The sequence below is a fragment of the Pseudomonas sp. P39-UII1 genome, assembly GCF_039672635.1.
GTDB lineage: Bacteria > Pseudomonadota > Gammaproteobacteria > Pseudomonadales > Pseudomonadaceae > Aquipseudomonas.
Genome location: NZ_JBDFPP010000001.1, coordinates 285,274 through 310,825 on the forward strand (window position 1 = coordinate 285,274; position 25,552 = coordinate 310,825).

The 25,552-nt window shown below is 62.3% G+C and carries 28 protein-coding genes; 9 read left to right on the forward strand and 19 right to left on the reverse strand.

Annotated elements, in window-relative coordinates; translation table 11 throughout:
- The first annotated feature begins 16 nt into the window (after positions 1 to 16).
- The 3 genes from ABEH27_RS01400 to ABEH27_RS01410 all read left to right on the forward strand — a co-directional run bounded on the left by ABEH27_RS01400 (position 17) and on the right by ABEH27_RS01410 (position 2,192).
- Positions 17 to 1,441 carry a gamma-aminobutyraldehyde dehydrogenase gene (locus ABEH27_RS01400; RefSeq protein ID WP_346611843.1) on the forward strand — a complete coding sequence of 475 codons (1,425 nt, stop codon included), beginning with the start codon at positions 17 to 19 and terminating at the stop codon, positions 1,439 to 1,441.
- A 167-nt stretch (positions 1,442 to 1,608) separates the two neighbouring features.
- Positions 1,609 to 1,863, forward strand: a complete 255-nt coding sequence (locus ABEH27_RS01405; protein WP_346611844.1) for a type II toxin-antitoxin system HicA family toxin — start codon at positions 1,609 to 1,611, stop codon at positions 1,861 to 1,863.
- Positions 1,860 to 2,192, forward strand: coding sequence for a type II toxin-antitoxin system HicB family antitoxin (locus tag ABEH27_RS01410; protein ID WP_346611845.1), 333 nt, complete (start codon positions 1,860 to 1,862; stop codon positions 2,190 to 2,192). Before ABEH27_RS01405 ends, ABEH27_RS01410 begins: the two co-directional genes overlap by 4 nt.
- A gap of 9 nt (positions 2,193 to 2,201) precedes the next feature.
- On the opposite strand, the gene ABEH27_RS01415 is transcribed toward ABEH27_RS01410, so the two are convergent.
- Positions 2,202 to 3,308, reverse strand: a complete 1,107-nt coding sequence (locus ABEH27_RS01415; RefSeq protein ID WP_346611846.1) for an NADH:flavin oxidoreductase/NADH oxidase — start codon at positions 3,306 to 3,308, stop codon at positions 2,202 to 2,204.
- Between the two features lie 594 nt (positions 3,309 to 3,902).
- On the opposite strand from ABEH27_RS01415, the gene ABEH27_RS01420 reads away from it, so the two are divergent.
- Positions 3,903 to 4,433 carry a hypothetical protein gene (locus ABEH27_RS01420; protein WP_346611847.1) on the forward strand — a complete coding sequence of 177 codons (531 nt, stop codon included), beginning with the start codon at positions 3,903 to 3,905 and terminating at the stop codon, positions 4,431 to 4,433.
- Between the two features lie 175 nt (positions 4,434 to 4,608).
- On the opposite strand, the gene recJ is transcribed toward ABEH27_RS01420, so the two are convergent.
- Entirely contained in the window at positions 4,609 to 6,318 is a 1,710-nt protein-coding gene (gene recJ, locus ABEH27_RS01425) for a single-stranded-DNA-specific exonuclease RecJ (RefSeq protein WP_346611848.1), read from the reverse strand.
- 13 nt (positions 6,319 to 6,331) lie between these two features.
- A complete protein-coding gene (locus tag ABEH27_RS01430) occupies positions 6,332 to 6,874 on the reverse strand; it encodes a YaeQ family protein (RefSeq protein WP_346611849.1) in 543 nt (180 codons plus the stop codon).
- 132 nt (positions 6,875 to 7,006) lie between these two features.
- Between ABEH27_RS01430 and ABEH27_RS01435 the strand changes: the two genes are divergently transcribed.
- On the forward strand, positions 7,007 to 8,206 hold the full coding sequence (locus tag ABEH27_RS01435; protein WP_346611850.1) for a CaiB/BaiF CoA-transferase family protein: 1,200 nt from the start codon (positions 7,007 to 7,009) through the stop codon (positions 8,204 to 8,206).
- A 14-nt stretch (positions 8,207 to 8,220) separates the two neighbouring features.
- The gene (locus tag ABEH27_RS01440; RefSeq protein WP_346611851.1) at positions 8,221 to 9,078 is read left to right on the forward strand and encodes a TIGR02285 family protein; all 858 of its coding nucleotides are present in this window, start codon (positions 8,221 to 8,223) and stop codon (positions 9,076 to 9,078) included.
- Between the two features lie 128 nt (positions 9,079 to 9,206).
- Here ABEH27_RS01440 and ABEH27_RS01445 read toward each other — a convergent pair whose 3' ends face one another.
- The 12 genes from ABEH27_RS01445 to ffh all read right to left on the reverse strand — a co-directional run bounded on the left by ABEH27_RS01445 (position 9,207) and on the right by ffh (position 18,945).
- Positions 9,207 to 9,488 carry a DUF3509 domain-containing protein gene (locus ABEH27_RS01445; RefSeq protein WP_346611852.1) on the reverse strand — a complete coding sequence of 94 codons (282 nt, stop codon included), beginning with the start codon at positions 9,486 to 9,488 and terminating at the stop codon, positions 9,207 to 9,209.
- Between the two features lie 79 nt (positions 9,489 to 9,567).
- A complete protein-coding gene (locus ABEH27_RS01450; protein WP_346611853.1) occupies positions 9,568 to 9,966 on the reverse strand; it encodes a histidine kinase in 399 nt (132 codons plus the stop codon).
- Positions 9,967 to 10,095: 129 nt separating this feature from the next.
- Positions 10,096 to 11,505: a threonine synthase gene (thrC, locus tag ABEH27_RS01455; RefSeq protein ID WP_346611854.1), complete on the reverse strand. Its 1,410-nt coding sequence runs from the start codon at positions 11,503 to 11,505 to the stop codon at positions 10,096 to 10,098.
- Between the two features lie 59 nt (positions 11,506 to 11,564).
- Positions 11,565 to 12,869 (reverse strand): homoserine dehydrogenase, encoded by a 1,305-nt coding sequence (locus tag ABEH27_RS01460; RefSeq protein WP_346611855.1) that lies wholly within the window; start codon positions 12,867 to 12,869, stop codon positions 11,565 to 11,567.
- A gap of 82 nt (positions 12,870 to 12,951) precedes the next feature.
- Entirely contained in the window at positions 12,952 to 13,713 is a 762-nt protein-coding gene (locus ABEH27_RS01465; RefSeq protein WP_346611856.1) for a thioredoxin fold domain-containing protein, read from the reverse strand.
- 153 nt (positions 13,714 to 13,866) lie between these two features.
- Complete coding sequence (gene xerD / locus ABEH27_RS01470) at positions 13,867 to 14,763, reverse strand: site-specific tyrosine recombinase XerD (protein ID WP_346611857.1); 897 nt, start codon at positions 14,761 to 14,763, stop codon at positions 13,867 to 13,869.
- 123 nt (positions 14,764 to 14,886) lie between these two features.
- Entirely contained in the window at positions 14,887 to 15,294 is a 408-nt protein-coding gene (locus ABEH27_RS01475; RefSeq protein ID WP_346611858.1) for an acyl-CoA thioesterase, read from the reverse strand.
- A 94-nt stretch (positions 15,295 to 15,388) separates the two neighbouring features.
- The gene (rplS, locus tag ABEH27_RS01480) at positions 15,389 to 15,739 is read right to left on the reverse strand and encodes a 50S ribosomal protein L19 (RefSeq protein ID WP_003252148.1); all 351 of its coding nucleotides are present in this window, start codon (positions 15,737 to 15,739) and stop codon (positions 15,389 to 15,391) included.
- Positions 15,740 to 15,782: 43 nt separating this feature from the next.
- On the reverse strand, positions 15,783 to 16,535 hold the full coding sequence (gene trmD, locus ABEH27_RS01485; protein ID WP_346611859.1) for a tRNA (guanosine(37)-N1)-methyltransferase TrmD: 753 nt from the start codon (positions 16,533 to 16,535) through the stop codon (positions 15,783 to 15,785).
- Positions 16,536 to 16,538: 3 nt separating this feature from the next.
- Positions 16,539 to 17,075, reverse strand: a complete 537-nt coding sequence (rimM, locus tag ABEH27_RS01490; protein ID WP_119145159.1) for a ribosome maturation factor RimM — start codon at positions 17,073 to 17,075, stop codon at positions 16,539 to 16,541.
- 5 nt (positions 17,076 to 17,080) lie between these two features.
- The gene (rpsP, locus tag ABEH27_RS01495) at positions 17,081 to 17,332 is read right to left on the reverse strand and encodes a 30S ribosomal protein S16 (protein ID WP_016501232.1); all 252 of its coding nucleotides are present in this window, start codon (positions 17,330 to 17,332) and stop codon (positions 17,081 to 17,083) included.
- Positions 17,333 to 17,568: 236 nt separating this feature from the next.
- Positions 17,569 to 18,945, reverse strand: a complete 1,377-nt coding sequence (ffh, locus tag ABEH27_RS01500) for a signal recognition particle protein (protein WP_172286731.1) — start codon at positions 18,943 to 18,945, stop codon at positions 17,569 to 17,571.
- Positions 18,946 to 19,149: 204 nt separating this feature from the next.
- Between ffh and ABEH27_RS01505 the strand changes: the two genes are divergently transcribed.
- From ABEH27_RS01505 to ABEH27_RS01515, 3 genes are all read left to right on the forward strand, one after another.
- Entirely contained in the window at positions 19,150 to 19,959 is an 810-nt protein-coding gene (locus ABEH27_RS01505; RefSeq protein ID WP_346611860.1) for an inner membrane protein YpjD, read from the forward strand.
- A gap of 9 nt (positions 19,960 to 19,968) precedes the next feature.
- Positions 19,969 to 21,174: a transporter associated domain-containing protein gene (locus ABEH27_RS01510; RefSeq protein WP_346611861.1), complete on the forward strand. Its 1,206-nt coding sequence runs from the start codon at positions 19,969 to 19,971 to the stop codon at positions 21,172 to 21,174.
- A gap of 273 nt (positions 21,175 to 21,447) precedes the next feature.
- Positions 21,448 to 22,746, forward strand: coding sequence for an MFS transporter (locus ABEH27_RS01515; RefSeq protein ID WP_346611862.1), 1,299 nt, complete (start codon positions 21,448 to 21,450; stop codon positions 22,744 to 22,746).
- A 146-nt stretch (positions 22,747 to 22,892) separates the two neighbouring features.
- Here ABEH27_RS01515 and purT read toward each other — a convergent pair whose 3' ends face one another.
- From purT to ABEH27_RS01535, 4 genes are all read right to left on the reverse strand, one after another.
- On the reverse strand, positions 22,893 to 24,074 hold the full coding sequence (gene purT, locus ABEH27_RS01520; RefSeq protein WP_346611863.1) for a formate-dependent phosphoribosylglycinamide formyltransferase: 1,182 nt from the start codon (positions 24,072 to 24,074) through the stop codon (positions 22,893 to 22,895).
- Between the two features lie 76 nt (positions 24,075 to 24,150).
- Positions 24,151 to 24,618 carry a preQ0 transporter gene (locus ABEH27_RS01525; protein WP_346611864.1) on the reverse strand — a complete coding sequence of 156 codons (468 nt, stop codon included), beginning with the start codon at positions 24,616 to 24,618 and terminating at the stop codon, positions 24,151 to 24,153.
- A 192-nt stretch (positions 24,619 to 24,810) separates the two neighbouring features.
- Positions 24,811 to 25,017 carry a DUF1289 domain-containing protein gene (locus ABEH27_RS01530; RefSeq protein WP_346611865.1) on the reverse strand — a complete coding sequence of 69 codons (207 nt, stop codon included), beginning with the start codon at positions 25,015 to 25,017 and terminating at the stop codon, positions 24,811 to 24,813.
- Positions 25,010 to 25,534 (reverse strand): gamma carbonic anhydrase family protein, encoded by a 525-nt coding sequence (locus ABEH27_RS01535; RefSeq protein ID WP_346611866.1) that lies wholly within the window; start codon positions 25,532 to 25,534, stop codon positions 25,010 to 25,012. The genes ABEH27_RS01530 and ABEH27_RS01535 overlap by 8 nt, the downstream gene beginning before the upstream one ends.
- Between the last annotated feature and the right edge of the window lie 18 nt (positions 25,535 to 25,552).

Below are 25,552 nucleotides of genomic sequence, written 5' to 3' on the forward strand. Positions count from 1 at the left end.
CCACAAGGAGCCCCCGATGCAAACCAACATGCTGATCAATGGCCGCCTGGTCGCCGGCGAAGGCCCGACCTGGACCGTGCTCAACCCGGCCGAGGGCAGCGCCCTGGCGCAGCTCAACGAAGCCACCGAGGCCCAGGTCGATACCGCTGTGCGGGCCGCCGACCAGGCTTTCGACAGCTGGTCGCAAACCAGCCCGAAAGAACGGTCCATGGCCCTGCTGGCGCTGGCTGACATCATCGAGGCACACGCCGATGAGCTGGCCCGCCTGGAGTCGCAGAACTGTGGCAAACCCTTCAGCGCCGCGCTGAACGACGAGATACCGGCCATCGCCGACGTGTTCCGCTATTTCGCGGGTGCCACCCGCTGCCTGGGTGGCTCGGCGGCGGGTGAATACCTGCCCGGGCACACCTCGATGATCCGCCGGGACCCGCTGGGCGTGGTGGCCTCGATCGCGCCCTGGAACTACCCGCTGATGATGCTGGCGTGGAAAATCGCGCCGGCCTTGGCTGCCGGCAATACCGTGGTGATCAAACCGTCCGAGCTGACCCCGCTGACCGCCCTGCGCCTCGGCGAACTGGCCAAGGACGTGTTGCCTGCGGGCGTGCTGAACATACTCTTCGGCCGCGGCCAGACCGTCGGAAACCCGCTGATCACCCACCCAAAGGTGCGCATGGTTTCGCTGACCGGCTCGATCCCCACCGGCGCGCACATCATCGGCGCCACTGCCGACAGCGTGAAGCGCATGCACATGGAGCTGGGCGGCAAGGCGCCGGTACTGGTATTCGACGACGCCGACATCGATGCCGCCATCGACGGCATCCGCACCTTCGGTTTCTACAATGCCGGCCAGGACTGCACCGCGGCCTGCCGGCTGTATGTACAGGCTGGCATCTACGAACGTTTCGTCGAACGCCTCGGCAAAGCCGTGGCCAGCCTGAAAGCCGGCCTGCAGGACGCCGAAGACACCGAACTCGGCCCGCTGATCAGCGCCCAGCACCGTGACAAGGTGGCCGGCCTGGTCGAACGCGCCATCGCCCAGCCGCACATTCGCCTGGTCACCGGGGGCAAGGCACTGCCGGGTGATGGTTTTTTCTTCGAGCCGACGGTGCTGGCCGACACGTTGCAGGATGACGAGATCGTCCGCAACGAAGTGTTCGGCCCGGTGGTATCTGTAACGCGCTTCACCGACGAAGCCCAGGCGCTGGAATGGGCCAACGACTCGGAGTACGGCCTGGCCTCGTCGGTGTGGACCCGCGACACCGGCCGCGCCCACCGCCTGGCGGCGCGCCTGCAGTATGGCTGCACCTGGGTCAATACCCACTTCATGCTGGTCAGCGAAATGCCCCATGGTGGGCAGAAGCATTCGGGGTATGGGAAGGATCTGTCGATGTATGGGCTGGAGGATTACACCTGTGTGCGGCATGTGATGATCAAGCATTGAACGTGATGTGAAGCTACCGGCCTCTGCTGAGACAAGTCAGCAAGGAGGCCGGTATGAAGTGGCGATGGTCCTCGCAGGAATACCTAGGACCTTTCCTTCAATCACCGTCCCTATCTCCTACAGTCCGGCTGTTGTGTAAAAATCGACTGGTATCATAGTCTGATACCATGAATAATCATCAGAGATCGACCCTTGAAGCCATTTTCAGGAAACCAGTGCCCAAGGCCTTGGAATGGGTCCGGCTGGAGTCACTGTTGATATCAGTTGGTGCCAATGTCATCGAAGGTCGAGGTTCGCGAGTTCGTTTCGAGCTCAATGGGGCCGTTGCCACCTTCCATCGGCCTCACCCGGACAAGCATGCCAAAACCTATCAATTGCGCGACGCCCGCCAGTTCCTTGAGCAGGCCGGAGTAACACCATGAATGTCATGACCTACCGCGGCTATGCCGCAAGAATCGAATACAGTGACGAGGACAAGTTGCTGATTGGACACGTTGCGGGCATACGTGACGTGATTGGTTTTCACGGCGAATCGATCAGTGAATTGCGACAAGCATTCGAGGAGGCCGTTGATGACTACCTGGAAACCTGTAAACGCCTTGGCCGCGAGCCGCAAAAGACTTATTCGGGGAAGCTGAGCCTGCGTCTTGAGCCTACCCTTCACGCCAGCGTGGCCGCAAAGGCCGAGCTGGCGGAAAAAAGCATCAATCAGTGGGTCAGCGATATTCTGAGCAAGGCCGCTTACAGCTGAGGTGGTTGATCAGTCCCGCAGGTCCGACTCATGTATCGGATTCGCCCGGCTGGTAGCCCGTTGATACTGCGCCGGCCACGTAGCCCTGTTGCCACCCAGGTCATCATCGGCATGCAACGGCCAGTAAGGATCGCGTAGCAGCTCGCGAGCCAGGAAGATCAGGTCGGCCTGCCCCGTGCGCAGGATGTGTTCAGCCTGGGCCGGTTCGGTGATCATGCCCACCGTGCCGGTAGCGATTTCCGATTCCTTGCGTACACGCTCGGCGAAGCGAGTCTGGTAGCCAGGGCCGGTCGGAATCTCGGCGTTCATCGAGGTTCCACCCGACGACACGTCGATCAGGTCAACCCCCAACCCACGCAGCCTGCGGGCCAGTTCGACCGTCTCATCAGGGTTCCAGCCATCCTCGACCCAGTCGGTTGCCGAAACGCGAACGAACAGCGGCAGTTCCTGCGGCCAGACCTTGCGCACTGCCTCGGTCACCTGCAGGGTCAGGCGGATGCGGTTTTCGAAACAGCTGCCATATTCATCGCGGCGCTGGTTGCTCAGCGGCGAGAGGAACTGGTGCAGTAAATAGCCATGGGCTGCGTGGATTTCGACCACCTTGAAACCTGCTTGCAACGCCCGTTCGGTCGCTTTGACGAATGCGGCGATGACGTCCTGGATCTCGTCCTTGCTCAACTCACGCGGTGCAGTGTGCTCAGGGTCGAAGGCAATCTTCGACGGCCCCACCGGCTGCCAGCCGCCGTCTTCGATCTTGACGCTGCCATGCTTGCCCAGCCAGGGGCGATGGGTACTGGCCTTGCGCCCGGCGTGGGCTAGCTGAATACCCGGCACAGCACCCTGGGCGGTGATGAAGCGGGTGATGCGTTGCAGTGGGGCGATCTGCTCATCGGTCCACAGGCCGAGGTCTTCGGCAGTGATACGGCCATCGGCGGTCACGGCCACCGCTTCGCTGATGACCAACCCGGCGCCACCTACAGCGCGACTGCCCAGATGAACAAGGTGCCAGTCGTTGGCCAAGCCATCGACGGCGGAATACTGGCACATCGGCGAGACGGCGATGCGGTTGGGCAACGTCAGCTGACGCAGGGTGTAAGGCTCGAGCAGCAGGCTCATGAGGGCACCTCCCAAGGACTCCAATGGTGAACCGGCCCGGGCACTCAAGTGCACATCCGTGGCCCGGTGCCGGTCATTAATCAGACTAGACCAGATTGGTGGGGGGGAAGGTTCCCTGGGATTGCTGACTGCTCCGACGCGGTAGGTGACCCCACCACCGCTAACAGATGCCGGCCGACGGCTCTATTTAGAAAATACCTACACGCCACCTCTAAACCTCCTACGGCTTCGTAGGAGATTCTTCTCAGTAAGCGAGTGCTTGGTCCTATCGCCTCCCAAAATAAAAAATACTATCGTCACAGCCGCCATCGTTTTGCGAAAAATCTTCGCAACTCGAGGAAAACACCTATCGACTTGGCGATCACGACAATCGACAAAAAACTATTTATACAGAACACAATCACACTCGATCACGCCGTCACCGAAAACTAAAAGCAACAATCACGAGCAAGTCTCACGAGTCATCGAGTGGGTTTAATTGGAGCAACATACATATGCTGCTGCGCTGCACCACGGCAAGATAAATATCGCTGACCGGCAATCACTTATAATAGAGAGGCACCAATGCTAACTTGGGGAGCTTGGATCAAACTGATGCGCAGCCTGCCTCCACACGACCGTGTAAAGTGCCTGATCATGGTGGGGTTCGCATTCCTCTGTTTTTTACCCATATTTCTCTTAGGCTATGGGGAAAAAATCGAGCCCATTACCGCTCCATGGACTCGCATCCCCGCGTCTCTGATCTCAAAACCTGAGATATGGGATTACGACAAATCCATATACAGTTTAGGCGTTCGCTACTATTCGCCTAACGGCCAGCGGGCGAAGGCATGGATGTACGTGGACCGGGCTCGCTACGATAATGCCAACGTCAGTAAGGTAACTCCGCTGTTCGTAGAAATCGAAGATACCTTTTCTGGCCCTATCGCGAGGACTTTATCGACCCATGACGAAGTATTATCCGACCCTTCAATCAGGCAACGTGTAAACGAAACGAGTGATCGGAAAGCTGCAGAAGGGATTGTGTTCTTCTGCGCGCTCAGCCTGCTCTCATTTGCAGGGGCTGCAGTGATGTACTGGGAAGACCGGAGGAATAAAAAACAACAGCGCACGGTCGGAATATAGCCACAATGCGCGGGGTCGCTGCGTGAGTGGCCTGAACGGGGATTGACGTTGCGCAGGTAGGGCGGCGGCACTGTAGAGCGACCCATTGTTCACCGGCAGGCTTGCATCGTCTATGAAAGTGAGCGCCGCGCGGGCGGCGCCCAGCTCTGCAGATCCAGGGCAGAAACTTTAGTGCTCAGCGCGGCTCGATATGCGCAATCATCAACTGCACACTTTCATTCCCGCGGAACTCGTTCACATCCAGCTTGTACGCCAGCTCCACCCAGCGCACGGTCGGGTTGGGCCACACTTCGCGGTCGATGCCAAAGGCGATGCCGTCCAGACGAACCGAGCCACATTCGCTCTTCAGCACCACCTTCAGGTGGCGCTCGCCGACCACACGTTGTTCGACCAACTGAAACACGCCGTGGAACAGCGGCTCGGGGAAGTGTTGCCCCCAAGGCCCGGCATTACGCAGAGCCTTGGCCAGGTCCAGGTGAAATTCCTCCACCGCCAGGCTGCCATCCGAAAGCAGACGGCCGGTCAAATCCTCTTCGCGCAGCTGGCGACGGACTTCTTCATCGAACGCTTCGGCGAACGCCGGGAAATTACCTTCGGGCAACGACAGGCCCGCAGCCATGGCATGGCCGCCGAACTTGCTGATCAGTTCAGGATGACGCGCCGCCACGGCATCCAGCGCATCGCGGATGTGGAACCCCGGCACCGAACGTGCGGAGCCCTTGAGCATGCCGTCGCCAGCATCGGCAAAGGCGATGGTCGGGCGGTGATAACGCTCCTTCAGGCGCGAGGCGAGAATGCCGATCACCCCTTGGTGCCAGTCGGCATCGAACAAGCACAGGCCATAGGGCATGGACTCGACCGGCAAATCCTTGAGCTGGGCCAGCGCTTCACGCTGCATGCCCTGCTCGATGGACTTGCGGTCCTGGTTCAGGTCGTCCAGTTGCTGGGCCATGTCCTGGGCCAGGGCCGCGTCTTCGCACAGCAGGCATTCGATGCCCAGGCTCATGTCGTCCAGGCGCCCGGCAGCATTGAGCCGTGGGCCGAGGATGAAGCCGAGGTCGGTAGAGGTGATGCGCCGATGATCGCGACGTGCCACTTCCAGAATCGCCTTCAACCCCGGCCGCGCACGGCCCGCGCGGATACGCTCCAGGCCTTGGTGCACAAGGATGCGATTGTTGGCGTCCAGCGGCACCACGTCCGCCACGCTGCCCAGGGCGACCAGGTCGAGCAGCTCGCCGATGTTCGGTTGCGCCTGGGTTTCATAACGCCCCAGGCTGCGCAGGCGCGCGCGCAACGCCATGAGCACGTAGAAGATCACCCCGACGCCAGCCAGCGATTTACTCGGGAAGCCGCAGCCTGGCTGGTTCGGGTTGACGATGGCGTCGGCGTCCGGCAGTTGCTGGCCCGGCAGGTGGTGGTCGGTGACCAGCACCTTGAGCCCGGCCGCCTTGGCGGCCGCCACGCCTTCGACACTGGAAATGCCGTTATCGACCGTCACCAGCAGGTGCGGCTGGCGCTGCAACGCCACCTGGACGATTTCCGGGGTCAGGCCATAGCCATATTCGAAACGGTTGGGCACCAGGTAGTCGACATGGGCCGCACCCAGCAGGCGCAGGCCGAGCACACCGACGGTACTGGCAGTGGCGCCGTCGGCATCGAAGTCGCCGACGATGAGGATGCGCTGGCGCTGGTCGAGGGCGTCGACCAGCAGGTCCACTGCAGCATCGATGCCCTTGAGCTGCTGATACGGCAACAGCCGCGCCAGGCTCTTGTCCAGCTCGGCCTCCGATTGCACGCCGCGGGCGGCGTACAAGCGGGTCAGCAAGGGTGGCAGGTTACCCAGCAATGGCAGGGTCGGAGGCAGCGGGCGAGGTTCGATACGCATGGGTTCGGTCGGCTCAGCCGCGCTCGCCAAGCAGCCACTGCAGCTGCACTTCATGCTGGCCACGATCGTCGGTGACGAACACCGTGCCTTCGCTGATCATCACGTCCCATTTGATGGAACGCGGCATGTCGGTTGCGAGGGTTTCCAGCACCTCTTGGGGCACTGCGGCAATGTTCAGGTTCTTCAGGCCCTTGACCGCACTCACCACCTTGGTCTCCCACACCCGCAGGCTACCGTAGGCCAGCAAGCTGGTACGCTCGGTGCGGCGCGAGCACCAGGTCAGGCGGTCGGCGTCCGGCTGGCCGACTTCGATCCAGTGCAGGACACGGTCGTCCAGGCTCTTTTCCCACAGCGCCGGTTCATCGACATCCGACAAGCCGCGACCAAATGACAGGTTCTCGTTGTACCAGAGCGCATACGCCAAAAGACGAACCGCCATCCGCTCTTCGGTTTCCGAAGGGTGACGAGCAATGGTCTGCTTGACGCTTTCGTAAACGTTGCGATCAAGGTCGGTCAAATTCAGTTCGAACTTGTAGGTGGTGGACGGCTGGGCCATGGTCGACGGGCTTCTTGCACAAAGAAAAGTCGCACAGTCTAACCGATCCTGATCTTCGTTGCCCCGCAGCAGTATCTGCCGTTACCGACCTATGATAAAACCACGGCTCTGACCAGTTGCCACGGATGCCTCATGTCTACGCCCAGCAAACCTCTCGCCGGCCTGAAAGTCATCGAGCTCGGCACCCTGATCGCCGGCCCGTTCGCCTCGCGCATCTGCGCAGAATTCGGCGCCGAGGTGATCAAGGTCGAGTCGCCCGATGGCGGCGACCCGCTGCGCAAGTGGCGCAAGCTGTACGAGGGGACGTCGCTGTGGTGGTTCGTGCAGGCGCGCAACAAACAGTCGCTGACGCTCAACCTCAAGCACCCCGAAGGCCGCGAGATCCTCAAGCAGCTGTTGGCCGAGGCTGACATTCTCATCGAGAACTTCCGCCCCGGCGTGCTGGAAAAGCTCGGCCTGGGCTGGGATGTATTGCATGCCCTCAACCCGAAGCTGGTGATGGTGCGCCTGTCGGGCTTCGGCCAGACCGGCCCGATGAAGGACCAGCCAGGCTTCGGCGCCGTGGGCGAGTCGATGGGCGGCCTGCGCTACATCACCGGCTTCGACGACCGCCCACCGGTGCGCACCGGCATCTCCATCGGCGATTCGATCGCCGCTTTGTGGGGTGTGATTGGCGCGCTGATGGCGTTGCGGCACCGCGAAGTCAACGGCGGCCAAGGCCAGGTGGTGGACGTGGCGCTGTACGAGGCGATCTTCGCCATGATGGAAAGCATGGTCCCGGAGTTCGACGTGTTTGGCTTCATTCGCGAGCGCACCGGCAACATCATGCCGGGCATCACGCCCTCCTCCATCCACACCAGCGCCGATGGCAAGCACGTACAGATCGGCGCCAACGGCGATGCGATCTTCAAGCGCTTCATGCAGGCCATCGGGCGTAGCGACCTGGCTGACGACCCGAGCCTGGCCAGCAATGACGGCCGCGATGCGCGGCGCGACGAGCTGTACGGGGTGATCGACCGCTGGGCCAACAGCCTGCCGCTGGAGCAACTCATGCAGACGCTGACCGCCGCCGAAGTACCGGCCAGCCGCATCTATTCGGCAGAAGACATGTTTCACGACCCGCAGTACCTGGCCCGCGAGATGTTCTTGCAGGCCTGCCTGCCAGACGGCAAGCCATTCAAGATGCCGGGCATCGTGCCCAAGCTTTCCGAGACGCCCGGCTCTGCAGAGTGGGTTGGCCCGGCGTTGGGCGAACATACCGATGCGCTGCTGACGACCCTGGGGTATGACGCCCCCGCCATCGCCGGGTTGCGCCAAGCGGGTACGGTCTGAGATTGCCCTGGCCCATGCGCGCGTTGCCCCTGCTGTGCGGGCTGCTGCTCGCCATGGCCATCGCGCCGGTGCAGGCCAAGGAGCGCTTGCTGTGGCTGGTTCGCGACCTGCCGCCCTTCACCATCTTCGAGGGTGAAGGGAAAGGCCAGGGCGTGGTCGATCAGATGTTGCCGCTGCTGATCAGGCAAATGCCCGAGTACGACCACGCCATCGTCCGCGTCAACCGCGCGCGCGGCATCCAGATGCTGCAGGACGCGAGCAGTTTCACCTGCGACCCAACCCTGCTCTGGACGGCTGAGCGCGCCAAATACGTGCATTTCTCCAAACCGACCTTGGGTGTTATCAGCGGTGGTCTGGTGGTACGCAATCAAGGCGCGGCGCTGCTGGCGCCGTTTCTGGACGGGCAACAGATCGACCTGAAAGGGTTGCTGAATGCCACGCAACTGAAGCTTGGCATCGTCGCCGAACGCAGCTACAGCACACAGATCGATGACATCTTGCGGCAACTGCCCGATTCGGCCTTGAGCCGCCATTACGGCAACGATGCTACGGCCAGCCTGCTGCAGATGCAGCGCCTTGGGCGTCTGCCATGGGTGCTCGGCTACTGGCCAGAGGTGCGTTACCTGATCCAGCAGCAAGGTGGGGCGTTGGATGAGTACCAGTTTCACCCCATTCAAGGCGTGAACCGCTACCAGTTCCTGCATGTGGGCTGCTCTGACTCACCCTTGGGGCGCGAGGCCGTGGCGCATATCGACCAACTGCTGCCCACGCTGCGCTCGGGCACGCTGCCGGCACTTTATGCACGCTGGCTGGACCCGGAGCTGCAAGCCGATTACCTGGAACAGAGCAAACATTTCTTCGAAGGGCAGTAAAAAAGAAACCCCGGACGCTGGGGAGGACGCCCGGGGCCAATCGAAAGCCCTGTCGGGCTTCCCACGGCAGCCTGCCATCACCGGAGCTGTGTGCTGGCTGGCTGCCCTTGCTGTGTCTGATACGCCATTCAGGCAAAGGTTCCCTGAGGTTGCTGGCGTTGTTGCAGTGCTGCAATGACACAGGGCTGCAGGCGACCTTCGGCGATTTGCAGGTCACGGTGCAGGCCGTCGACCAGGTCGATCAGCAGGCTTTGCTCCTGTAACTGGCGCAAGGACACCGTGCGCCGCAAGGTAGTACTGCCGAGGCTATCGAATACAGTCAATTGGCGATTGCCGCTGGCATCCAGGTTGCCGAGCTGGGTCTGATAAGGGCTCAGGGCGTCATTAAGCAGTCTGCAGATTCTTTCCATCCGGATCACTCGCTGCGTGGTGGGACATGAAGGAACTGACCAGCAAGCGCAGCGGAAAGTTCGTTACGCCGCGGCTGTTTCAGTGAGCATGCGTGGGTGATGTGACGGTTTGAATACGCTGCAATGCCTGCTGCCAGGCCAGCACCGGTAAAGGCCAGGGCAAGTCAGCCAGCACCCAGAGCCCACGGCGGCGCGCCTCCTGGGCGAGGTCTGGCCGCCGGGCGCTGGCGCGGCCGGTAAACAGCACCGCCCGCAAGCACCGGTTGCGCTCGATGCGCTTGAGTAGGGTCAGGCCATCGCCCACTGCATGATCGAGGATGAGCAGATCGGCTTTGCCAGGGCGGGCAAGGCAGGCCTCAAGGTCGGTGAGATCGAGGGTGACGCGGACGTTGAACATGCCTTGGGCATTGCACGCCTGGTGCAGGAGGATCTGGTGGGAAGGCCGCGCCTGGTAAATCAACACGTAGGGCTGATGCATGAGCCGCTCCTGGGGGAAGGACCGGCCACTCTAGGTAAGGCGTAGGGCGCCTTATATAGGACAATTCCGAATCAGATGAAGGAAAGCACCTAAAGAAAGGGGCCGCACAGCGGCCCCTTCTCATTTCGATTAAAGCGGTTTGCCGCGGTTACCGTGCTGGCTGACGAAGGCCTGGACGGCCTTGAGGTCGTTGGCCAGGACCGTGCAGCGCTCTTCACGGCCGAACAGGTCGCTCAGGTGCGCTGGCAGCTCCAGCGCCTTGCCCACGCCCGCCTTCTCCACGGCCTCCGGGAACTTGACCGGGTGCGCAGTACCCAGCACCACCATCGGCGTGTCCAGGCTGCGACGGCACTCGCGGGCAGCCTTGACGCCGATCGCGGTGTGCGGGTCGAGCACTTCACCGGTGCTGGCGAAGACCTCGGCGATGGTTTCGCAGGTCTGCTCGTCGCTGACGGCCAGCGAGTCGAACAGCTTGCGCGCTTCGGTCCAACGGTCCTGGTCGACGCTGAAGCCGCCGCCCTGCTTGAAGTTGGCCATCAGCTCGCCGATGGCGGCGCCATTGCGGCCGTGCAGGTCGAACAGCAGGCGCTCGAAGTTGGACGACACCATGATGTCCATCGACGGCGACAGGGTCGCGTGCAGGGTTTCCTTGACGTACTGGTTGCCGCTCATGAAGCGATGCAGGATGTCGTTGCGGTTGGTCGCGACCACCAGCTGGCTGATCGGCAGGCCCATGTTGCGGGCCAGGTAGCCGGCGAAGATGTCGCCGAAGTTGCCGGTCGGTACCGAGAACGCTACCGAGCGCGCCGGGCCACCCAGCTGCAGGGCTGCGTGGAAGTAGTAGACGATCTGGGCCATGATCCGCGCCCAGTTGATGGAGTTCACCGCTACCAGGCGCGTGCCCTTGAGGAACGACTGGTCGGCGAAGCTGGCCTTGACCATCTCCTGGCAGTCGTCGAAGTTGCCTTCGATGGCGATGTTGTGGATGTTTTCGCCCAGGATGGTGGTCATCTGGCGGCGCTGAACTTCCGACACACGCTGGTGCGGGTGGAGGATGAAGATGTCGACGTTGTCGCAACGGCGGCAGCCTTCGATGGCGGCCGAGCCGGTGTCGCCACTGGTGGCGCCGACGATCACCACGCGCTCGTTGCGCTTGGCCAGCACGTGATCGAGCAGGCGCCCGAGCAGTTGCAGGGCGAAGTCCTTGAAGGCCAGGGTCGGGCCATGGAACAGCTCGAGGACCCACTCGTTGCTGTTCAGCTGACGCAGCGGGGCGACCGCGGCGTGGGCGAACTCACTGTAGGTTTCTTCGAGGATCTTCTTGAAATCGGCATCGGCAATGCTGCCCTCGACGAACGGGCGCATCACGCGGAAGGCCAGTTCGTGGTACGGCAGGCCGGCCCAGGAGGCGATTTCTTCCTGGGTAAAGCGTGGCAGGTTCTCTGGCACGTACAGGCCGCCATCGGTGGCGAGGCCGGCCAGCAGAACGTCTTCGAAATTCAGGGCCGGTGCCTGGCCGCGGGTGCTGATATAACGCATGGCTACAAACCTTCGATACTGAGGCCGGGGCCGGTTGAGCGGCCCGACGGCGCTATTCGTTAATTAAGCTGTTCGACGCGGATGCGCACGACCTTGCCGACGACGTCCTGCAGGTCTTCCAGGGCGACAATGGCATCGTTGATGCTCTGCTCGACCACGCGGTGGGTCAACAGGATCATCGGTACCAGGCCATCCTGCTCCTCGGCTTCCTTCTGCATGATCGATTCGATGTTGATACCACGCTCCGACAGGATGCTCGCCACCTGGGCCAATACACCTGGGTGGTCCTTGGCCTGGATGCGCAGGTAGTAGGCGCTCTGGCAGGCTTCGATCGGCAGGATCGGGTGCGCCGACAGCGAATCCGGCTGGAAGGCCAGGTGCGGCACGCGGTTTTCCGGGTCGGAGGTCATGGCGCGGACCACGTCGACCAGGTCGGCGACCACCGACGAAGCGGTAGGCTCCATGCCGGCGCCGGCGCCGTAGTACAGGGTCGAACCTGCTGCGTCGCCATTGACCATCACCGCGTTCATCACGCCGTTGACGTTGGCGATCAGGCGGTCACTGGGGATCAGCGTCGGGTGCACGCGCAGCTCGATGCCTTCGGCAGTGCGGCGGGCCACACCCAGGTGCTTGATGCGGTAGCCCAGCGCTTCGGCGTAGTTCACGTCGGCGGTGGTCAGCTGGGTGATGCCCTCGGTGTAAGCCTTGTCGAACTGCAGCGGGATGCCAAAGGCGATGGACGCCAGAATGGTCAGCTTGTGCGCGGCATCGATGCCTTCGACGTCGAAGGTCGGGTCGGCTTCGGCGTAACCCAGCGCCTGCGCTTCGGCCAGCACGTCGGGGAAGGCGCGGCCCTTTTCACGCATTTCGGTGAGGATGAAATTGCCGGTGCCATTGATGATGCCGGCCAGCCAGTTGATGTGGTTGGCCGACAGGCCTTCACGGATGGCCTTGATCACCGGGATGCCACCAGCCACTGCAGCTTCGAAGGCGACGATGACGCCCTTCTCGCGGGCCTTGGCGAAGATTTCGTTGCCGTGCACGGCGATCAGCGCCTTGTTGGCGGTGACCACGTGCTTGCCGTTTTCGATGGCCTTGAGCACCAGGTCGCGGGCGATGGTGTAGCCACCGATCAGCTCGATGACAATGTCGATCTCCGGGTTGGTCGCAACATCGAACACATCAGCGGTAATGGGGGTACCGGTAATCTGGCAGTTCGGGTTCTGCGAGCGCATGGCGATCTGTGCCACTTCAATACCGCGCCCGGCACGGCGGGCAATCTCCTCGGCGTTGCGCTGAAGTACATTGAAGGTTCCGCCACCGACGGTCCCCAACCCACAGATGCCTACTTTGACCGGTTTCACTGTGAACTCCCCATTGAACGGCCGGCACCTGCGCCGACCGTGAAACATGCCGTCACCCCATGACGACGGCGTACTGAATTGATTACTTCGCTGCCTGCTGCTGGCCGGCCAGGGCCAGTTTGGCCACCTGCGGCGCCGGCTGATAGCCCGGGATCACCTGGCCGCTTTCGAGCACGATCGCCGGCGTGCCGTTGACGCCGATCGACTGGCCCAGCTGGAACTGCTTGCTGACCGGATTGGCGCACTTGGCGGCCTTGATTTCCTTGCCATCGACCATCTTGTCCAGCGCCGCGCGGCGGTCGCTGGAGCACCACACTGCCTGCAACTGCTCGTCACCTGGCGAGCCGAGGCCCTGGCGCGGGAAGGCGACATAGCGCACTTCGATACCGCGACGGTTCAGCTCCGGCACTTCGGCGTGCAGCTTGTGGCAATACGGGCAGGTGGTGTCGGTGAAGACAGTAATGTGCGATTTGGTCTCGCCCTTGGCAGGATAAACCACCATCTCGGCGGCTGGAATGCCGTTGATGAGCTTGGCGACGCCCTGACGCTCGGTTTTCTCGGTCAGGTTGACCGGCTTGCCGTCCTGGATCTGGTACAGGTAACCCTGCATCACGAACTGGCCATCGGCGCTGGCGTACAACACGCGGCCCCCTTGCAGCTTGACTTCATACAGCCCGTTCAGCGGGCTGCTGGCAACGCTTTCAACCGGTACTTCCAGTTCGAGGTTCTGCAACGATTTGCGAATGGCCTGCTCGGCACCGGCATTGCTGTCGGTTGCCGCGGCAACGGCAAAGGTACTGGCCAGCGCCATCGCGGCGGCGGCGAAAATCTGGGTCAAGCGCATGGGAACTCCTGAAGGCGGACAGGGGCCGGAGGGCGTCACCTGCGCAAAAAACGCGGCGACCGTGCGGCCCTTGGTGCAAACCGCCCAAGCCTACCACAACACGCCAGGCAGTAAGGGGCTTGCGAGTACCGGTCGGCGGAACATGAAAATCATTCATCCACGCGGATGGTGCTGGGCGTGCAGCTGCTGCAGGCGGGCCTTGGCCACATGGGTGTAGATCTGCGTGGTCGAGAGGTCACTATGGCCCAGCAGCATCTGCACCACGCGCAGGTCGGCGCCGTGGTTGAGCAGGTGGGTGGCAAATGCATGTCGCAAGGTGTGTGGCGACAGCGACTTGTCGATCCCCGCAACCTGCGCCTGATGCTTGATGCGGTGCCAGAAGGTCTGGCGTGTCATCTGCTCACCGCGCAGGCTAGGGAACAGCACATCGCTCGGGCGACCGTTGAGCAACTCGGCGCGACCACCGCGCAAGTAGCGCTCAAGCCACACTACCGCCTCCTCGCCCATCGGCACCAGGCGCTCCTTGCTGCCCTTGCCCATCACCCGCAGCACGCCTTGGCGCAGGTTGACCTGGTCCAGCGTCAAGCTGACCAGTTCGGTGACGCGCAGGCCGCAGGCGTACAAGACTTCAAGCATGGCGCGGTCGCGCTGGCCGATGGCTTCACCCAGGTCCGGCGCCTGCAGCAAGGCTTCAACGTCGGCTTCCGACAAGGATTTGGGCAAAGGCCTACCCAGCTGGGGCATCTCGACCTGCAAGGTCGGGTCCACAGCGATCAGCTTTTCGCGCAGCAAATAACGGAAGAACCCCCTCAAACCTGAAAGAAAGCGCGCGGTGGAGCGCGGCTTGTAACCTTGATCGAGGCGCCAGGCCAGGTGATCGAGGATCAGCTCGCGGCCCGCGTCGGGCAGGGCCACGCCGCGCTCCTGCAACCAGCCGTTGAACAGGGCAAGGTCGCTTCGGTACGAGACGCGGGTGTTGTCGGACAGGCCTTTTTCAAGCCACAGGGCGTCGAGAAACTGGTCGATCAGGGGGTGGTCTAGGGCGGGCATTCGGGGCTGCTGGGTGTTGGACGTGGCTTAGTGTTTCACAGCAACTGACAGGTTGTCGTGATCAATCGAAGCCTGATCGGCTGGCACCGCCCCCACAGAGACCGCGTCAGCCCATGAAGAGGCTCAGGCATGGGCCAAAACGGGCACAGGCCGCTTGTCTTCGTCGATGGCAACGAAGCTGAACACGCCATGGATCGCGCGCTCGCGACCGTCCAGGTACATGTTCTCGACGAACACATCCACCTGCACCTGCAGGCTGGTGTTGCCGACCTTGATCACCGTGCCGACCAGTTCGACGATCGAGCCCGCCGGGATCGGGTGCTTGAAGTCGATGCGGTCAGTGGACACCGTTACCAGCGGCAACCGGCAAAAACGCGTGGCGGCGATGAACGACACTTCGTCCATCCAGGCCAGCGCGGTGCCGCCGAACAGGGTGTTGTGGTGGTTGGTGGTGTTAGGGAACACCGCTTTGGTCACGCGGGTCACCGACAGCTCGGTGCGGCGCTGGATTTCCTGGTCTCGGCTGGTCATGTCTGTCACTTTTCCTGGGTTTCAAAACGCAAAAAAGCAGCCCGAAGGCTGCTTTTTTCTCGCTAGGCGGCCTGGGCCACCGGGCAAACTGTACTCAGGACAGTTTTTCCTTGATGCGAGCGGCTTTGCCGGACAGGTCGCGCAGGTAGTACAGCTTGGCTTTACGCACGTCACCACGACGTTTCACGGCCAGGCTGTCGATTTGCGGGCTGTAGGTCTGGAAGGTACGCTCAACACCAACGCCGCTCGAGATCTTGCGCACGGTGAAGGCGCTGTTCAGACCACGGTTACGCTTGGCGATAACAACGCCTTCGAACGCCTGCAGACGGGAACGCTCGCCTTCCTTCACTTTAACCTGAACGACAACGGTGTCGCCTGGTGCGAAGGTCGGGATTTCCTTGCTCATCTGCTCTGCTTCGAGCTGCTGGATGATTTTGTTAGTCATGCTGTGCTCCTAAGGTGGACAAACGTGATCCACCATCGATACGTTAACTATCGTTCCGCTCGCGGAGGTATTCCTCGAGCAGCTTCTTCTCTTCTCCAGAAAGTGAGCGACTTTCCAGAAGATCGGCGCGTCGTTCGAAGGTCCTACCAAGGGACTGCTTCATCCGCCATCGCCGGATATGTGCATGGTTGCCACTTAGCAACACGTCGGGTACACGCTGATCCGCATACACCTCAGGTCGGGTGTAGTGCGGGCAATCCAGCAGGCCATCGGTGAAGGAATCTTCCTCCGCCGACCCCACATGCCCTAAAGCTCCGGGCAGCAGCCGCGTAACCGCATCGATCAGCACCATGGCCGGTAGCTCACCACCGGAAAGCACATAGTCGCCAATCGACCACTCTTCATCGACATGAGCATCAATAAAACGCTCGTCAATGCCTTCATAACGGCCGGCGATCAGGATCAACGATTCCTGTTCGGCCAAGCCTTTGACCGCTTGCTGATCCAGCTTGCGGCCTTGTGGCGAAAGGTAGATTACCTTTGCCGCTGCTCCGGTCGCTTGCCTGGCACTGGCCAGCGCATCTTCCAGAGGCTTGATCTTCATCACCATCCCCGGACCACCGCCAAAAGGCCGATCATCCACCGTGTGGTGGCGATCAGTGGTGTAGTCCCGCGGATTCCAGCAAGTGACTTGCAACAAGCCCTGCTTCACCGCGCGGCTGGTAATGCCGTACTCCGTAATGGCCGAGAACATCTCGGGGAACAACGTGATGACTTCTACGCGAAGGTTACCCATCAGTTAGAAATCCGCGTCCCATTCGACCCGCATCACACCGGCTTCAAGGTCGACTGTCAGCACACATTGCGCCGTATAGGGCAACAAGCGCTCACGGTCATCCAGGCTGCCTGCGCAAGGCTTGACCACCATTACATCGTTCGCGCCGGTCTCCAACAGGTGATCAACCGTGCCGAACAGCTGTTCGTCCTGGTTGATGACTTTCAGACCGACCAACTGGTACCAGTAGTACTCGTCGTCCGTCAGGTTGGGCAAAAGGCTGCGCGAGATGCAAATCTCGTAACCGCTCAGAAGACGCGCTTCGTCACGATCGTCGAGCCCTTTGAGCTTGGCGACCAGCTCCTTTTTATTGGAACGGCCACTGACCAGCTCAACCTGCTTGACCGACCCTTCGCGCCGAAGCGTCCAGTTACGGTAATCCAACAGGTTTTCAATCGGATCGGTAAAGGAATACACCTTCACCTCGCCGCGAACGCCGTGAACCGAAAAAATCTTGCCAACGACGATGAGGTCGTCAGCCTTTTCTGGCGTCGCGTTCATACAGTTCAGGCAGCAGCCTTGGCAGCTTCCTTCAGCAGCTGAGCAACACGCTCAGACGGCTGTGCGCCGATGCTCAGCCAGTGAGCAACGCGATCTTGTTTAACGGACAGACGAACTTCCTGACCACGAGCGATCGGGTTGAAGAAGCCAACCTGTTCGATGTGGGAGCCGTCACGCGGGTTACGCGAGTCGGTTACGGTCAGTTGGTAGAACGGGCGCTTTTTGGAGCCGCCACGGGCAAGACGAATGGTAAGCATTGAACATCGTTCCTGTAGTCGGTGCTGCAAATCATGATGCACAGCGGGCACACGGGTGCCCGAAAGGCCGCACATTCTCAAGGAATATCCGGACATTTGCAAATGCCTTTTTACTTCAAATAAAAAGGCCAGCCTGCTGATCTGCTATTAAGCCGCCTGTTAATGGAGGCGGCAGTGTTCCCGCCGAAGCGGGTTCCGGCCAGCGGCGGGGTTGCCGCCACTGGCCTGAATCGGTTTTACAGCTTGGGCATGCCGCCGCCAGGCATCATGCCGCCCAGGCCGCGCATCATCTTGGCCATGCCGCCTTTGGCAGAGAATTTCTTCATCATCTTCTGCATTTGCTTGTGCTGCTTGATCAGCCGGCCGATGTCCTGCACCTGGGTACCAGAGCCGAGGGCGATACGGCGCTTGCGTGAACCGCTGATCAGGTCAGGGTCGCGACGCTCGGCCGGGGTCATCGAGTTGATGATCGCTTCCATCTGCTTGAACTGCTTCTCCGCCGCGCCCTGGGCATTGCCCATCTGCGACAGGTTGACCCCACCGATGCTCGGCAGCTTGTCCATCAGGCCGCCCAGGCCGCCCATGTTCTTCATCTGTTGCAACTGGTCGCGGAAGTCTTCGAGGTCGAAGCCTTTGCCCTTCTTGAGCTTTTTCGCCAGCTTGTCGGCCTTGGCCTTGTCGATGGTCTGCTCGGCCTGCTCGATCAGGCTGAGCACGTCACCCATGCCGAGGATGCGCGAGGCAACACGGTCGGGGTGGAATGGCTCGAGGGCCTCGGTCTTCTCTCCCATACCGATGAACTTGATCGGCTTGCCGGTGATGGCACGTACCGACAGCGCGGCACCGCCACGGGCATCACCGTCGACCTTGGTCAGCACCACACCGGTCAGCGGCAGGGCTTCACCAAAGGCCTTGGCGGTGTTGGCGGCGTCCTGGCCGGTCATGGCGTCGACCACGAACAGGGTTTCGATCGGCTTGACCGCGGCATGCAGCGCCTTGATCTCGTCCATCATGTCGGCGTCGATGTGCAGACGGCCGGCGGTGTCGACGATGACCACGTCGATGAACTTGAGCTTGGCTTCGCGGATCGCCGCTTCGGCAATGGCCACGGGTTTCTGGCTGATGTCGGACGGGAAGAAGGTCACGCCGATGTCGTTGGCCAGGGTTTCCAGCTGCTTGATCGCTGCTGGGCGGTAGACGTCGGCCGACACCACCATCACGCTTTTCTTCTTGCGCTCTTTAAGGAAGCGCGCCAGCTTGCCGGCGGTGGTGGTCTTGCCCGCGCCCTGCAGGCCGGCCATCAGCACCACGGCGGGCGGAGCGGCATTGAGCGCGAGGTCTTCGTTGGCCGCGCCCATCAGGCTTTCCAGCTCGGCCTGAACGATCTTCACGAACGCCTGGCCCGGGGTCAGGCTGCGCGACACCTCGGTGCCGACCGCACGTTCCTTGACACTGTTGACGAAATCCTTCACCACCGGCAGGGCAACGTCGGCCTCGAGCAGGGCCATACGCACTTCGCGCAACGTGTCCTTGATGTTGTCTTCGGTCAGCTTGGCCTTGCCGGTGACATGGCGCAGCGTCTGTGACAGGCGGTCGGTCAGGTTTTCGAACATGGTGATCCTTTCAGGCCCAGTAAAAGCCGAGGTTTGTCAGGCGCCCAGGTGAAAATGCACACGCGCTGGGCACAGCAAGCCGGCGATTATAGCGAAGAGCGGGCGCTGCGCACACCTCGGCTTCCCAGCGGCAATGTGCAGTCTTCCTTGCACAGCGCGATCTATGCCAAACTCCGTGTCTTTAAGGCTCGCCCACCAGGACTTATGTTCTCCTCACCCAGCCTCATCCCCAACCTGATCGCCGCCGGCCTTTATATAGCAGCGACCGTTTATCAGGGCTCGCGCCTGGCCCAATCGAGCAAAGCCGACAAGCGGCTGCTCGGCCTGCTTGGCGCCCTGGCCGTGGTCGCCCAGGGCGGCGCGCTGTTCTTTCAGCTGATTACCCCGCTGGGCTTGAGCCTCGACTTTTTCAGCGCCGCCAGCCTGATTGCCGTGGCGGTCATTACCCTGACCCTGCTCGCGTGCCTGCGCATACCGGTGGAAAACCTGCTGGTGCTGCTGTTCCCGCTCGGCGCGGTAACCGCCCTGCTGGCACAATTCGCCCCGCCAGGCACGGTACCGCTGATCAATGAGCAACCGGGGATTCTCGCGCATATCCTGCTGTCGATCCTGGCCTACGGCCTGTTCACCATCGCGGTGTTCCAGTCGCTGCTGCTGCTGCTGCAGGACCGTCAGTTGAAGAACAAACACCCGTCCGGCCTGATCCGCAACTTCCCGCCGCTGCAAACCATGGAGAGCCTGCTGTTCGGCTTCCTCTGGGCCGGCTGGTGCCTGTTGTCGCTGTCGCTGATCTCCGGTTGGCTGTTCCTCGACAACCTGTTCGCCCAGCACCTGGTGCACAAAACCTTGCTGGCCTGTGTCGCCTGGGTGGTCTTCAGCGTACTGCTGTGGGGCCGCACCCGCCTGGGCTGGCGTGGCCACAAGGCAATCCGCTGGACGCTGGCCGGTTTCTGCCTGCTGATGCTGGCCTATTTCGGCAGCAAGCTGGTTCGCGAATTCATCTTGCATATCTGACGGTCGCCCATGGACACCCTGCCGTACGCTCCGCTACTCGGCACTCTGGCACTGGCGCTGCTGTGGTCGGCGCTGTTTTCGGCAGTGGATGCCGCCCGCCTGCAGCTCAATGGCTCGCTGCGCAGTGGCGAAGACCCTCTGCCGCCACTGCCTGGCCAGGCCCTGGTGCTGTGCGCCAGCCTGGGCAAGCTGCTGGTGCTGGGCCTGGCCTGCCTGATCGGCCAGCGTTACAGCGGCGAGCATGGCTTCTGGCTGGCCGGCCTGGCGGCCACCCTGGCCTTGCTGGTGTTTGCCGAATACCTGCCAAGGCGCCTGGCCCGGCGCAACCCTTTGGCCTTCATCAGCCTGGGCGCCAGCCTGTTGAAGCTGCCCCTCGCCCTCCTGCAGCCGGTGGCCTGCCTGCTGGATGGCATCGCCAAGCTGATCCTGCGGCCATTCCGTGCACAGCCCACAGCGGTGGCCCTGCACCCGCAGGCTGATGATGATTTCACCGAAGATGAAGACCACGACATGCCGCGCCACGGCCTGCTCGACGGCCTGCAGTCGCTGGACAAGATCACCGTCAACGACATCCTGGTGCCGCGCAACGAAGTCGATGGCATCAACCTCGACGAGCCGATCGAACGCATCATCGAGCAACTCATCGTCAGCCGCCACACGCGCTTGCCGGTCTACCACAACGACATCAACCAGGTCGAAGCGATCCTCAATACCAAGCTGATCAGCCACCTGCTGCCAAAGGCCGAGCTGACCCTTGAGAAGCTTCACGGCGCGTGCTACGAGCCCTACTTCGTTCCGGAAAGCACGCCACTGCAACTGCAGCTGCTGAATTTTCACAAGCAGCAGCGCCGGTTGGGCGTGGTGGTGGACGAATACGGCGAGGTGCAGGGCATCGTCACGCTGGAAGACATCCTCGAAGAGATCGTCGGTGAGTTCGAGGAAGAACACAGCCTGGACAACCCGCACGTGCACCCGCAACCCGATGGCACGTACGTCATCGAAGGCACCGCCTCGCTGCGAGAGATCAACCGCACCCTGGGCTGGCACCTGCCCTGCGACGGCGGCCCGAAAACCCTCAACGGGCTGGTCACTGAAGCACTGGAGAGCATCCCGGAAAGCGCCGTTTGCCTGAAGATCGGCCGCTATCGCCTGGAAATCCTCGAAACAGAGGACAATTGCGCCAGCAAGGTACTGGTGTGGACCGTGACCCGCTAGCTATACTCGGGTCACGCTTACCCAGCCCCGCCGTCCCGCCTGCTACCCGCACCCGGCGCCCCACGGCCAGTCCGCTCCACTGACACGCCCTGCAGTCCTGCTTCAACACCCCGAACAGTGCCTGCTCCCGCCCCTATCCCCCTTGGGCTATCGTCAGTCGGGCGAGCAAAGAACAATACGCTCCGGCGTCTGCGCAACCGTGCCTGGCCTGTTCAGCGCGCTGCTGTGTGGATCAAGCCACGGAGCACGACAAGACTGTCAGGGACCTACTCAATGACCACCAGCACCTATGCCGAAGCGCCTGCCGCGCCGGTCAACTCGCCTGCACGGGTGGCCACCGCCAGCTTTATCGGCACTGCCATCGAGTTCTACGATTTCTACGTTTACGCCACTGCTGCCGCGCTGGTGATCGGCCCGGTATTCTTCCCGTCCGGGTCGGGTACCGCGCAAATGCTCGCGGCGTTCCTTACCTTCGGTATCGCCTTCCTCGCCCGCCCGCTGGGCTCGGCGTTGTTCGGCCACTTTGGCGACCGCATCGGCCGCAAGTCCACCCTGGTTGCCTCATTGCTGCTGATGGGCGTGTCCACCACGCTGATCGGCGTGCTGCCGGGCTACGACAGCATTGGCGTGTGGGCACCGATCATTCTCTGCCTGCTGCGCTTTGGCCAAGGCCTGGGCCTGGGCGGTGAATGGGGTGGCGCTGCGTTGCTGGCTACCGAAAACGCGCCAGCCGGCAAGCGCGCCTGGTTCGGCATGTTCCCGCAACTTGGCCCTTCGATCGGCTTCCTGGCCGCCAATGGCCTGTTCCTGACGCTGGCCCTGACGCTCAGCGACGAGCAGTTCCGTGAGTGGGGCTGGCGTATTCCGTTCCTGCTCAGCGCCGCGCTGGTGCTGGTGGGCCTGTATGTGCGCCTGAAGCTGGAAGAAAGCCCGGTGTTCGCCAAGGCCGTCGCCCGCCATGAGCGGGTGAAAATGCCGGTGGTCGACCTGTTCAGCAAGTACTGGCTGCCGACCCTGCTGGGCGCCGCAGCGATGGTGGTGTGCTATGCGCTCTTCTACATCTCGACGGTATTCTCGCTGAGCTACGGGGTCACGACCCTGGGCTACACCCGCGAGACGTTCCTCGGCCTGCTGTGCTTTGCCGTGGTCTTCATGGCCCTGGCCACCCCGCTGTCAGCCTGGCTCAGCGACCGTTACGGGCGCAAACCGGTGCTGATCGTCGGCGGCCTGCTGGCGGTGGCTTCGGGCTTTACCATGGAGCCGCTGCTGACCTCGGGCTCGACCACGGGCGTGGCGCTGTTCCTGGCCATCGAGCTGTTCCTGATGGGGGTAACTTTCGCCCCGATGGGCGCTTTGCTGCCCGAACTGTTCCCCACCCACGTGCGCTACACCGGCGCGTCTGCGGCCTATAACCTGGGTGGCATCGTGGGGGCTTCGGCGGCGCCGTTCTTTGCTCAAAAGCTGGTGAGCATGGGCGGGTTGAGCTGGGTGGGAGGGTATGTGTCGGTGGCAGCGGTGATCAGCTTGATTGCGGTGCTGTGCCTTAAAGAGACTCGCCATACCGAACTGTGAGTGATCGGGGCTGCTTTGCAGCCCTTTCGCCGGCAAGCCGGCTCCCGCGGGATCCTGCGCAACGCTTGATGCCAGCAGTTGACGCCATACCTGTGGGAGCCGGCTTGCCGGCGAAAGGGCCGCAAAGCGGCCCCGGCAATCTCAGATCAGAACTCGACCTTGACCGCCTGCGCTGCACGGGTCGCCTTGGCCCGCGCCGCTTCGATCGACTCGTCACGAGCCAGGCACACGCCCATGCGGCGCTGGCCGTTGATTTCCGGCTTGCCGAACAGGCGGATCGCGGTGTCCGGCTCGCTCAAGGCCGCGCCGAGGTTGGCGAAGCTGGCCTGCTGCGACTGGCCTTCAGGCAGGATCACTGCCGAGGCCGACGGGCCGAACTGGCGCACCACCGGAATCGGCAGGCCGAGAATGGCGCGGGCATGCAAGGCGAACTGCGACAGGTCCTGGGAAATGAGCGTAACCAGGCCAGTGTCGTGTGGGCGCGGCGAGACTTCGCTGAACCACACCTGATCGCCCTTGACGAACAACTCGACGCCGAACAGGCCACGCCCACCCAGCGCATCGGTGACAGCCTTGGCCACGCGCTGCGATTCGGCCAACGCTTTTGCGCTCATGGCCTGAGGCTGCCAGGACTCCTGATAATCGCCCTTCTCCTGGCGGTGGCCAACAGGCTCCAGGAAAGTGGTGCCGCCGACGTGACGCACGGTCAGCAGGGTGATTTCGTAGTCGAAATCGATGAAGCCTTCGATGATTACCCGGCCCTTGCCAGCACGGCCGCCTTCTTGGGCGTAGTCCCACGACTTCTGCAGGTCGGCATCGCTGCGCAGCAGGCTCTGGCCCTTGCCCGACGAGCTCATCACCGGCTTGACCACGCACGGGTAGCCAACGTCGGCCACGGCCTTGGCGTAGTCTTCATAGGTGTCGGCAAAGTGGTACGGCGAGGTCGGCAGGTCCAGCTCTTCGGCGGCCAGGCGGCGGATGCCTTCGCGGTTCATGGTCAGCTGGGTGGCGCGGGCGGTCGGCACCACGGTGAAGCCTTCGTTTTCCAGCTCGACCAGGGTGGCGGTGGCGATGGCTTCGATTTCAGGGACGATGTAATGCGGTTTTTCAGCTTCGATCACCGCACGCAGGGCGACGCCATCGAGCATGTTGACCACGTGGCTGCGGTGCGCAACCTGCATGGCCGGGGCATTGGCGTAGCGGTCCACGGCGATCACTTCGACGCCCAGGCGCTGCAGCTCGATCACCACTTCCTTGCCCAGCTCGCCACAGCCGCAGAGCAGTACACGGGTCGCGGTAGGCGACAATGGGGTTCCGATACGGGTCATTTCAGGTCCTCGAAGGCGTCCGGGGCCGCGCCAGGCTTAGCGCCGCCCGCTGAAAAAGGACCCGTATTCTACACCATCAGCCGGCGACGGCAGCCCGCCGCGCGCGAAATGCCATGGCCAGCCACACCGCAGTCACACCGGCGAACTTCGAGGCCATCGCAGTGCCGATCACGGCCGGCGTCAGCGCGCCGATCATGCCAAAGAAGATGAACGTATCCACCGGGATGCTCAGCGCCGAGCTCAGCCACAGGCGGTCACGCAGAGGCCGGCGGGTGATGCTGAAGACCAGCCAGTCGATCAGTTCGGAGATGAAGAACGCGGTGGCGCTGGCCAGGGCGATGGCCGGCTCCGAGGTCACGTAGGACAGCACCAGGGCCATCAGCATCGCAATCAGCGCGCCATGGCCGTAGCGGGTCTGCACCATGTCGCGCAGGATGAACACCAGCCCGCCCCAGGCGGACCAGATCACGTCCAGGTGCGGGGCACTGGAGAAGGCGAAGTTGATCAGTACAACGCTGCTGATGTAAGCGATGAGAAAGAACATGGGCAATGACCGTCGGGCAAGCCGCACAGATTACTTGATTTTCGGGTCAATGGCAGCCAGCCAGGCTCTGAGGTGTGCTGTGGCCACCGGCCTCATCGCCGGCAAGCCGGCTCCCACAGGTATCGCACAGGGTTTGAAGCCGGTGCGTTCGAGGTGTGAGCCGGCTTGCCGGCGACAGGGCCTATACAGCAATCACTGGCCCATGATCAAACCGGCTGCCACTGCGCGCTCATGGCACAGCTTCAGCACCGCCCGGCGCTCGGTATTGTCCATCCGCCCCCAACGGCCGATTTCGGCCACGGTACGCTGGCACCCGGTGCAGATATCCTGCTCGTCCAGCGCGCAGATGCTCACGCACGGCGAGGCGACCGGGCGTTCGGCGGCGCTCAGCTCACTCATCGTCGACCACCAGCTCACGGGCATAACGTTGGGCGTTGTGCACATAGTGCGCGGCGCTGGCTTCGAGCATGCGCTTCTGCTGCTCGGTCAGCTCGCGCACCACCTTGCCGGGCGAGCCCATCACCAGCGAACCGTCGGGTATTTCCTTGCCTTCAGGGATCAGCGCATTGGCGCCGATGATGCAGTGCTTGCCGATCCGCGCACCATTGAGGATGACCGCATTGATGCCGACCAGGCTGTAATCGCCAACCGTGCAGCCATGCAGCATGGCGTTGTGGCCGATGGTCACGCCCTTGCCCAGGGTCAGCGGTGAACCCATGTCGGTGTGCATCACGGTACCGTCCTGGACGTTGCTGTCTTCGCCAATGTCGATCAGCTCGTTGTCGCCGCGCAGCACGGCGCCAAACCACACGCTGGCACGCGCCTGCAGGCGCACTTTGCCAATCAGCATGGCGTTGGGTGCAGCCCAACTGGTGGGATGGCTTTCGACCCGCAGGTCGCCCAGGCGGTATTTCATGTTCGCTCCTCAGGGTAG

Coding starts and splice junctions, on each gene's coding strand:
- ABEH27_RS01400 (WP_346611843.1), top strand. CDS start 17: ATGCAAACCAACATGCTGATCAATGGCCGCCTGGTCGCCGGCGAAGGC.
- ABEH27_RS01405 (WP_346611844.1), top strand. CDS start 1,609: ATGAATAATCATCAGAGATCGACCCTTGAAGCCATTTTCAGGAAACCA.
- ABEH27_RS01410 (WP_346611845.1), top strand. CDS start 1,860: ATGAATGTCATGACCTACCGCGGCTATGCCGCAAGAATCGAATACAGT.
- ABEH27_RS01415 (WP_346611846.1), bottom strand. CDS start 3,308: ATGAGCCTGCTGCTCGAGCCTTACACCCTGCGTCAGCTGACGTTGCCC.
- ABEH27_RS01420 (WP_346611847.1), top strand. CDS start 3,903: ATGCGCAGCCTGCCTCCACACGACCGTGTAAAGTGCCTGATCATGGTG.
- recJ (WP_346611848.1), bottom strand. CDS start 6,318: ATGCGTATCGAACCTCGCCCGCTGCCTCCGACCCTGCCATTGCTGGGT.
- ABEH27_RS01430 (WP_346611849.1), bottom strand. CDS start 6,874: ATGGCCCAGCCGTCCACCACCTACAAGTTCGAACTGAATTTGACCGAC.
- ABEH27_RS01435 (WP_346611850.1), top strand. CDS start 7,007: ATGTCTACGCCCAGCAAACCTCTCGCCGGCCTGAAAGTCATCGAGCTC.
- ABEH27_RS01440 (WP_346611851.1), top strand. CDS start 8,221: ATGCGCGCGTTGCCCCTGCTGTGCGGGCTGCTGCTCGCCATGGCCATC.
- ABEH27_RS01445 (WP_346611852.1), bottom strand. CDS start 9,488: ATGGAAAGAATCTGCAGACTGCTTAATGACGCCCTGAGCCCTTATCAG.
- ABEH27_RS01450 (WP_346611853.1), bottom strand. CDS start 9,966: ATGCATCAGCCCTACGTGTTGATTTACCAGGCGCGGCCTTCCCACCAG.
- thrC (WP_346611854.1), bottom strand. CDS start 11,505: ATGCGTTATATCAGCACCCGCGGCCAGGCACCGGCCCTGAATTTCGAA.
- ABEH27_RS01465 (WP_346611856.1), bottom strand. CDS start 13,713: ATGCGCTTGACCCAGATTTTCGCCGCCGCCGCGATGGCGCTGGCCAGT.
- xerD (WP_346611857.1), bottom strand. CDS start 14,763: ATGCCCGCCCTAGACCACCCCCTGATCGACCAGTTTCTCGACGCCCTG.
- ABEH27_RS01475 (WP_346611858.1), bottom strand. CDS start 15,294: ATGACCAGCCGAGACCAGGAAATCCAGCGCCGCACCGAGCTGTCGGTG.
- rplS (WP_003252148.1), bottom strand. CDS start 15,739: ATGACTAACAAAATCATCCAGCAGCTCGAAGCAGAGCAGATGAGCAAG.
- trmD (WP_346611859.1), bottom strand. CDS start 16,535: ATGGGTAACCTTCGCGTAGAAGTCATCACGTTGTTCCCCGAGATGTTC.
- rimM (WP_119145159.1), bottom strand. CDS start 17,075: ATGAACGCGACGCCAGAAAAGGCTGACGACCTCATCGTCGTTGGCAAG.
- rpsP (WP_016501232.1), bottom strand. CDS start 17,332: ATGCTTACCATTCGTCTTGCCCGTGGCGGCTCCAAAAAGCGCCCGTTC.
- ffh (WP_172286731.1), bottom strand. CDS start 18,945: ATGTTCGAAAACCTGACCGACCGCCTGTCACAGACGCTGCGCCATGTC.
- ABEH27_RS01505 (WP_346611860.1), top strand. CDS start 19,150: ATGTTCTCCTCACCCAGCCTCATCCCCAACCTGATCGCCGCCGGCCTT.
- ABEH27_RS01510 (WP_346611861.1), top strand. CDS start 19,969: ATGGACACCCTGCCGTACGCTCCGCTACTCGGCACTCTGGCACTGGCG.
- ABEH27_RS01515 (WP_346611862.1), top strand. CDS start 21,448: ATGACCACCAGCACCTATGCCGAAGCGCCTGCCGCGCCGGTCAACTCG.
- purT (WP_346611863.1), bottom strand. CDS start 24,074: ATGACCCGTATCGGAACCCCATTGTCGCCTACCGCGACCCGTGTACTG.
- ABEH27_RS01525 (WP_346611864.1), bottom strand. CDS start 24,618: ATGTTCTTTCTCATCGCTTACATCAGCAGCGTTGTACTGATCAACTTC.
- ABEH27_RS01530 (WP_346611865.1), bottom strand. CDS start 25,017: ATGAGTGAGCTGAGCGCCGCCGAACGCCCGGTCGCCTCGCCGTGCGTG.
- ABEH27_RS01535 (WP_346611866.1), bottom strand. CDS start 25,534: ATGAAATACCGCCTGGGCGACCTGCGGGTCGAAAGCCATCCCACCAGT.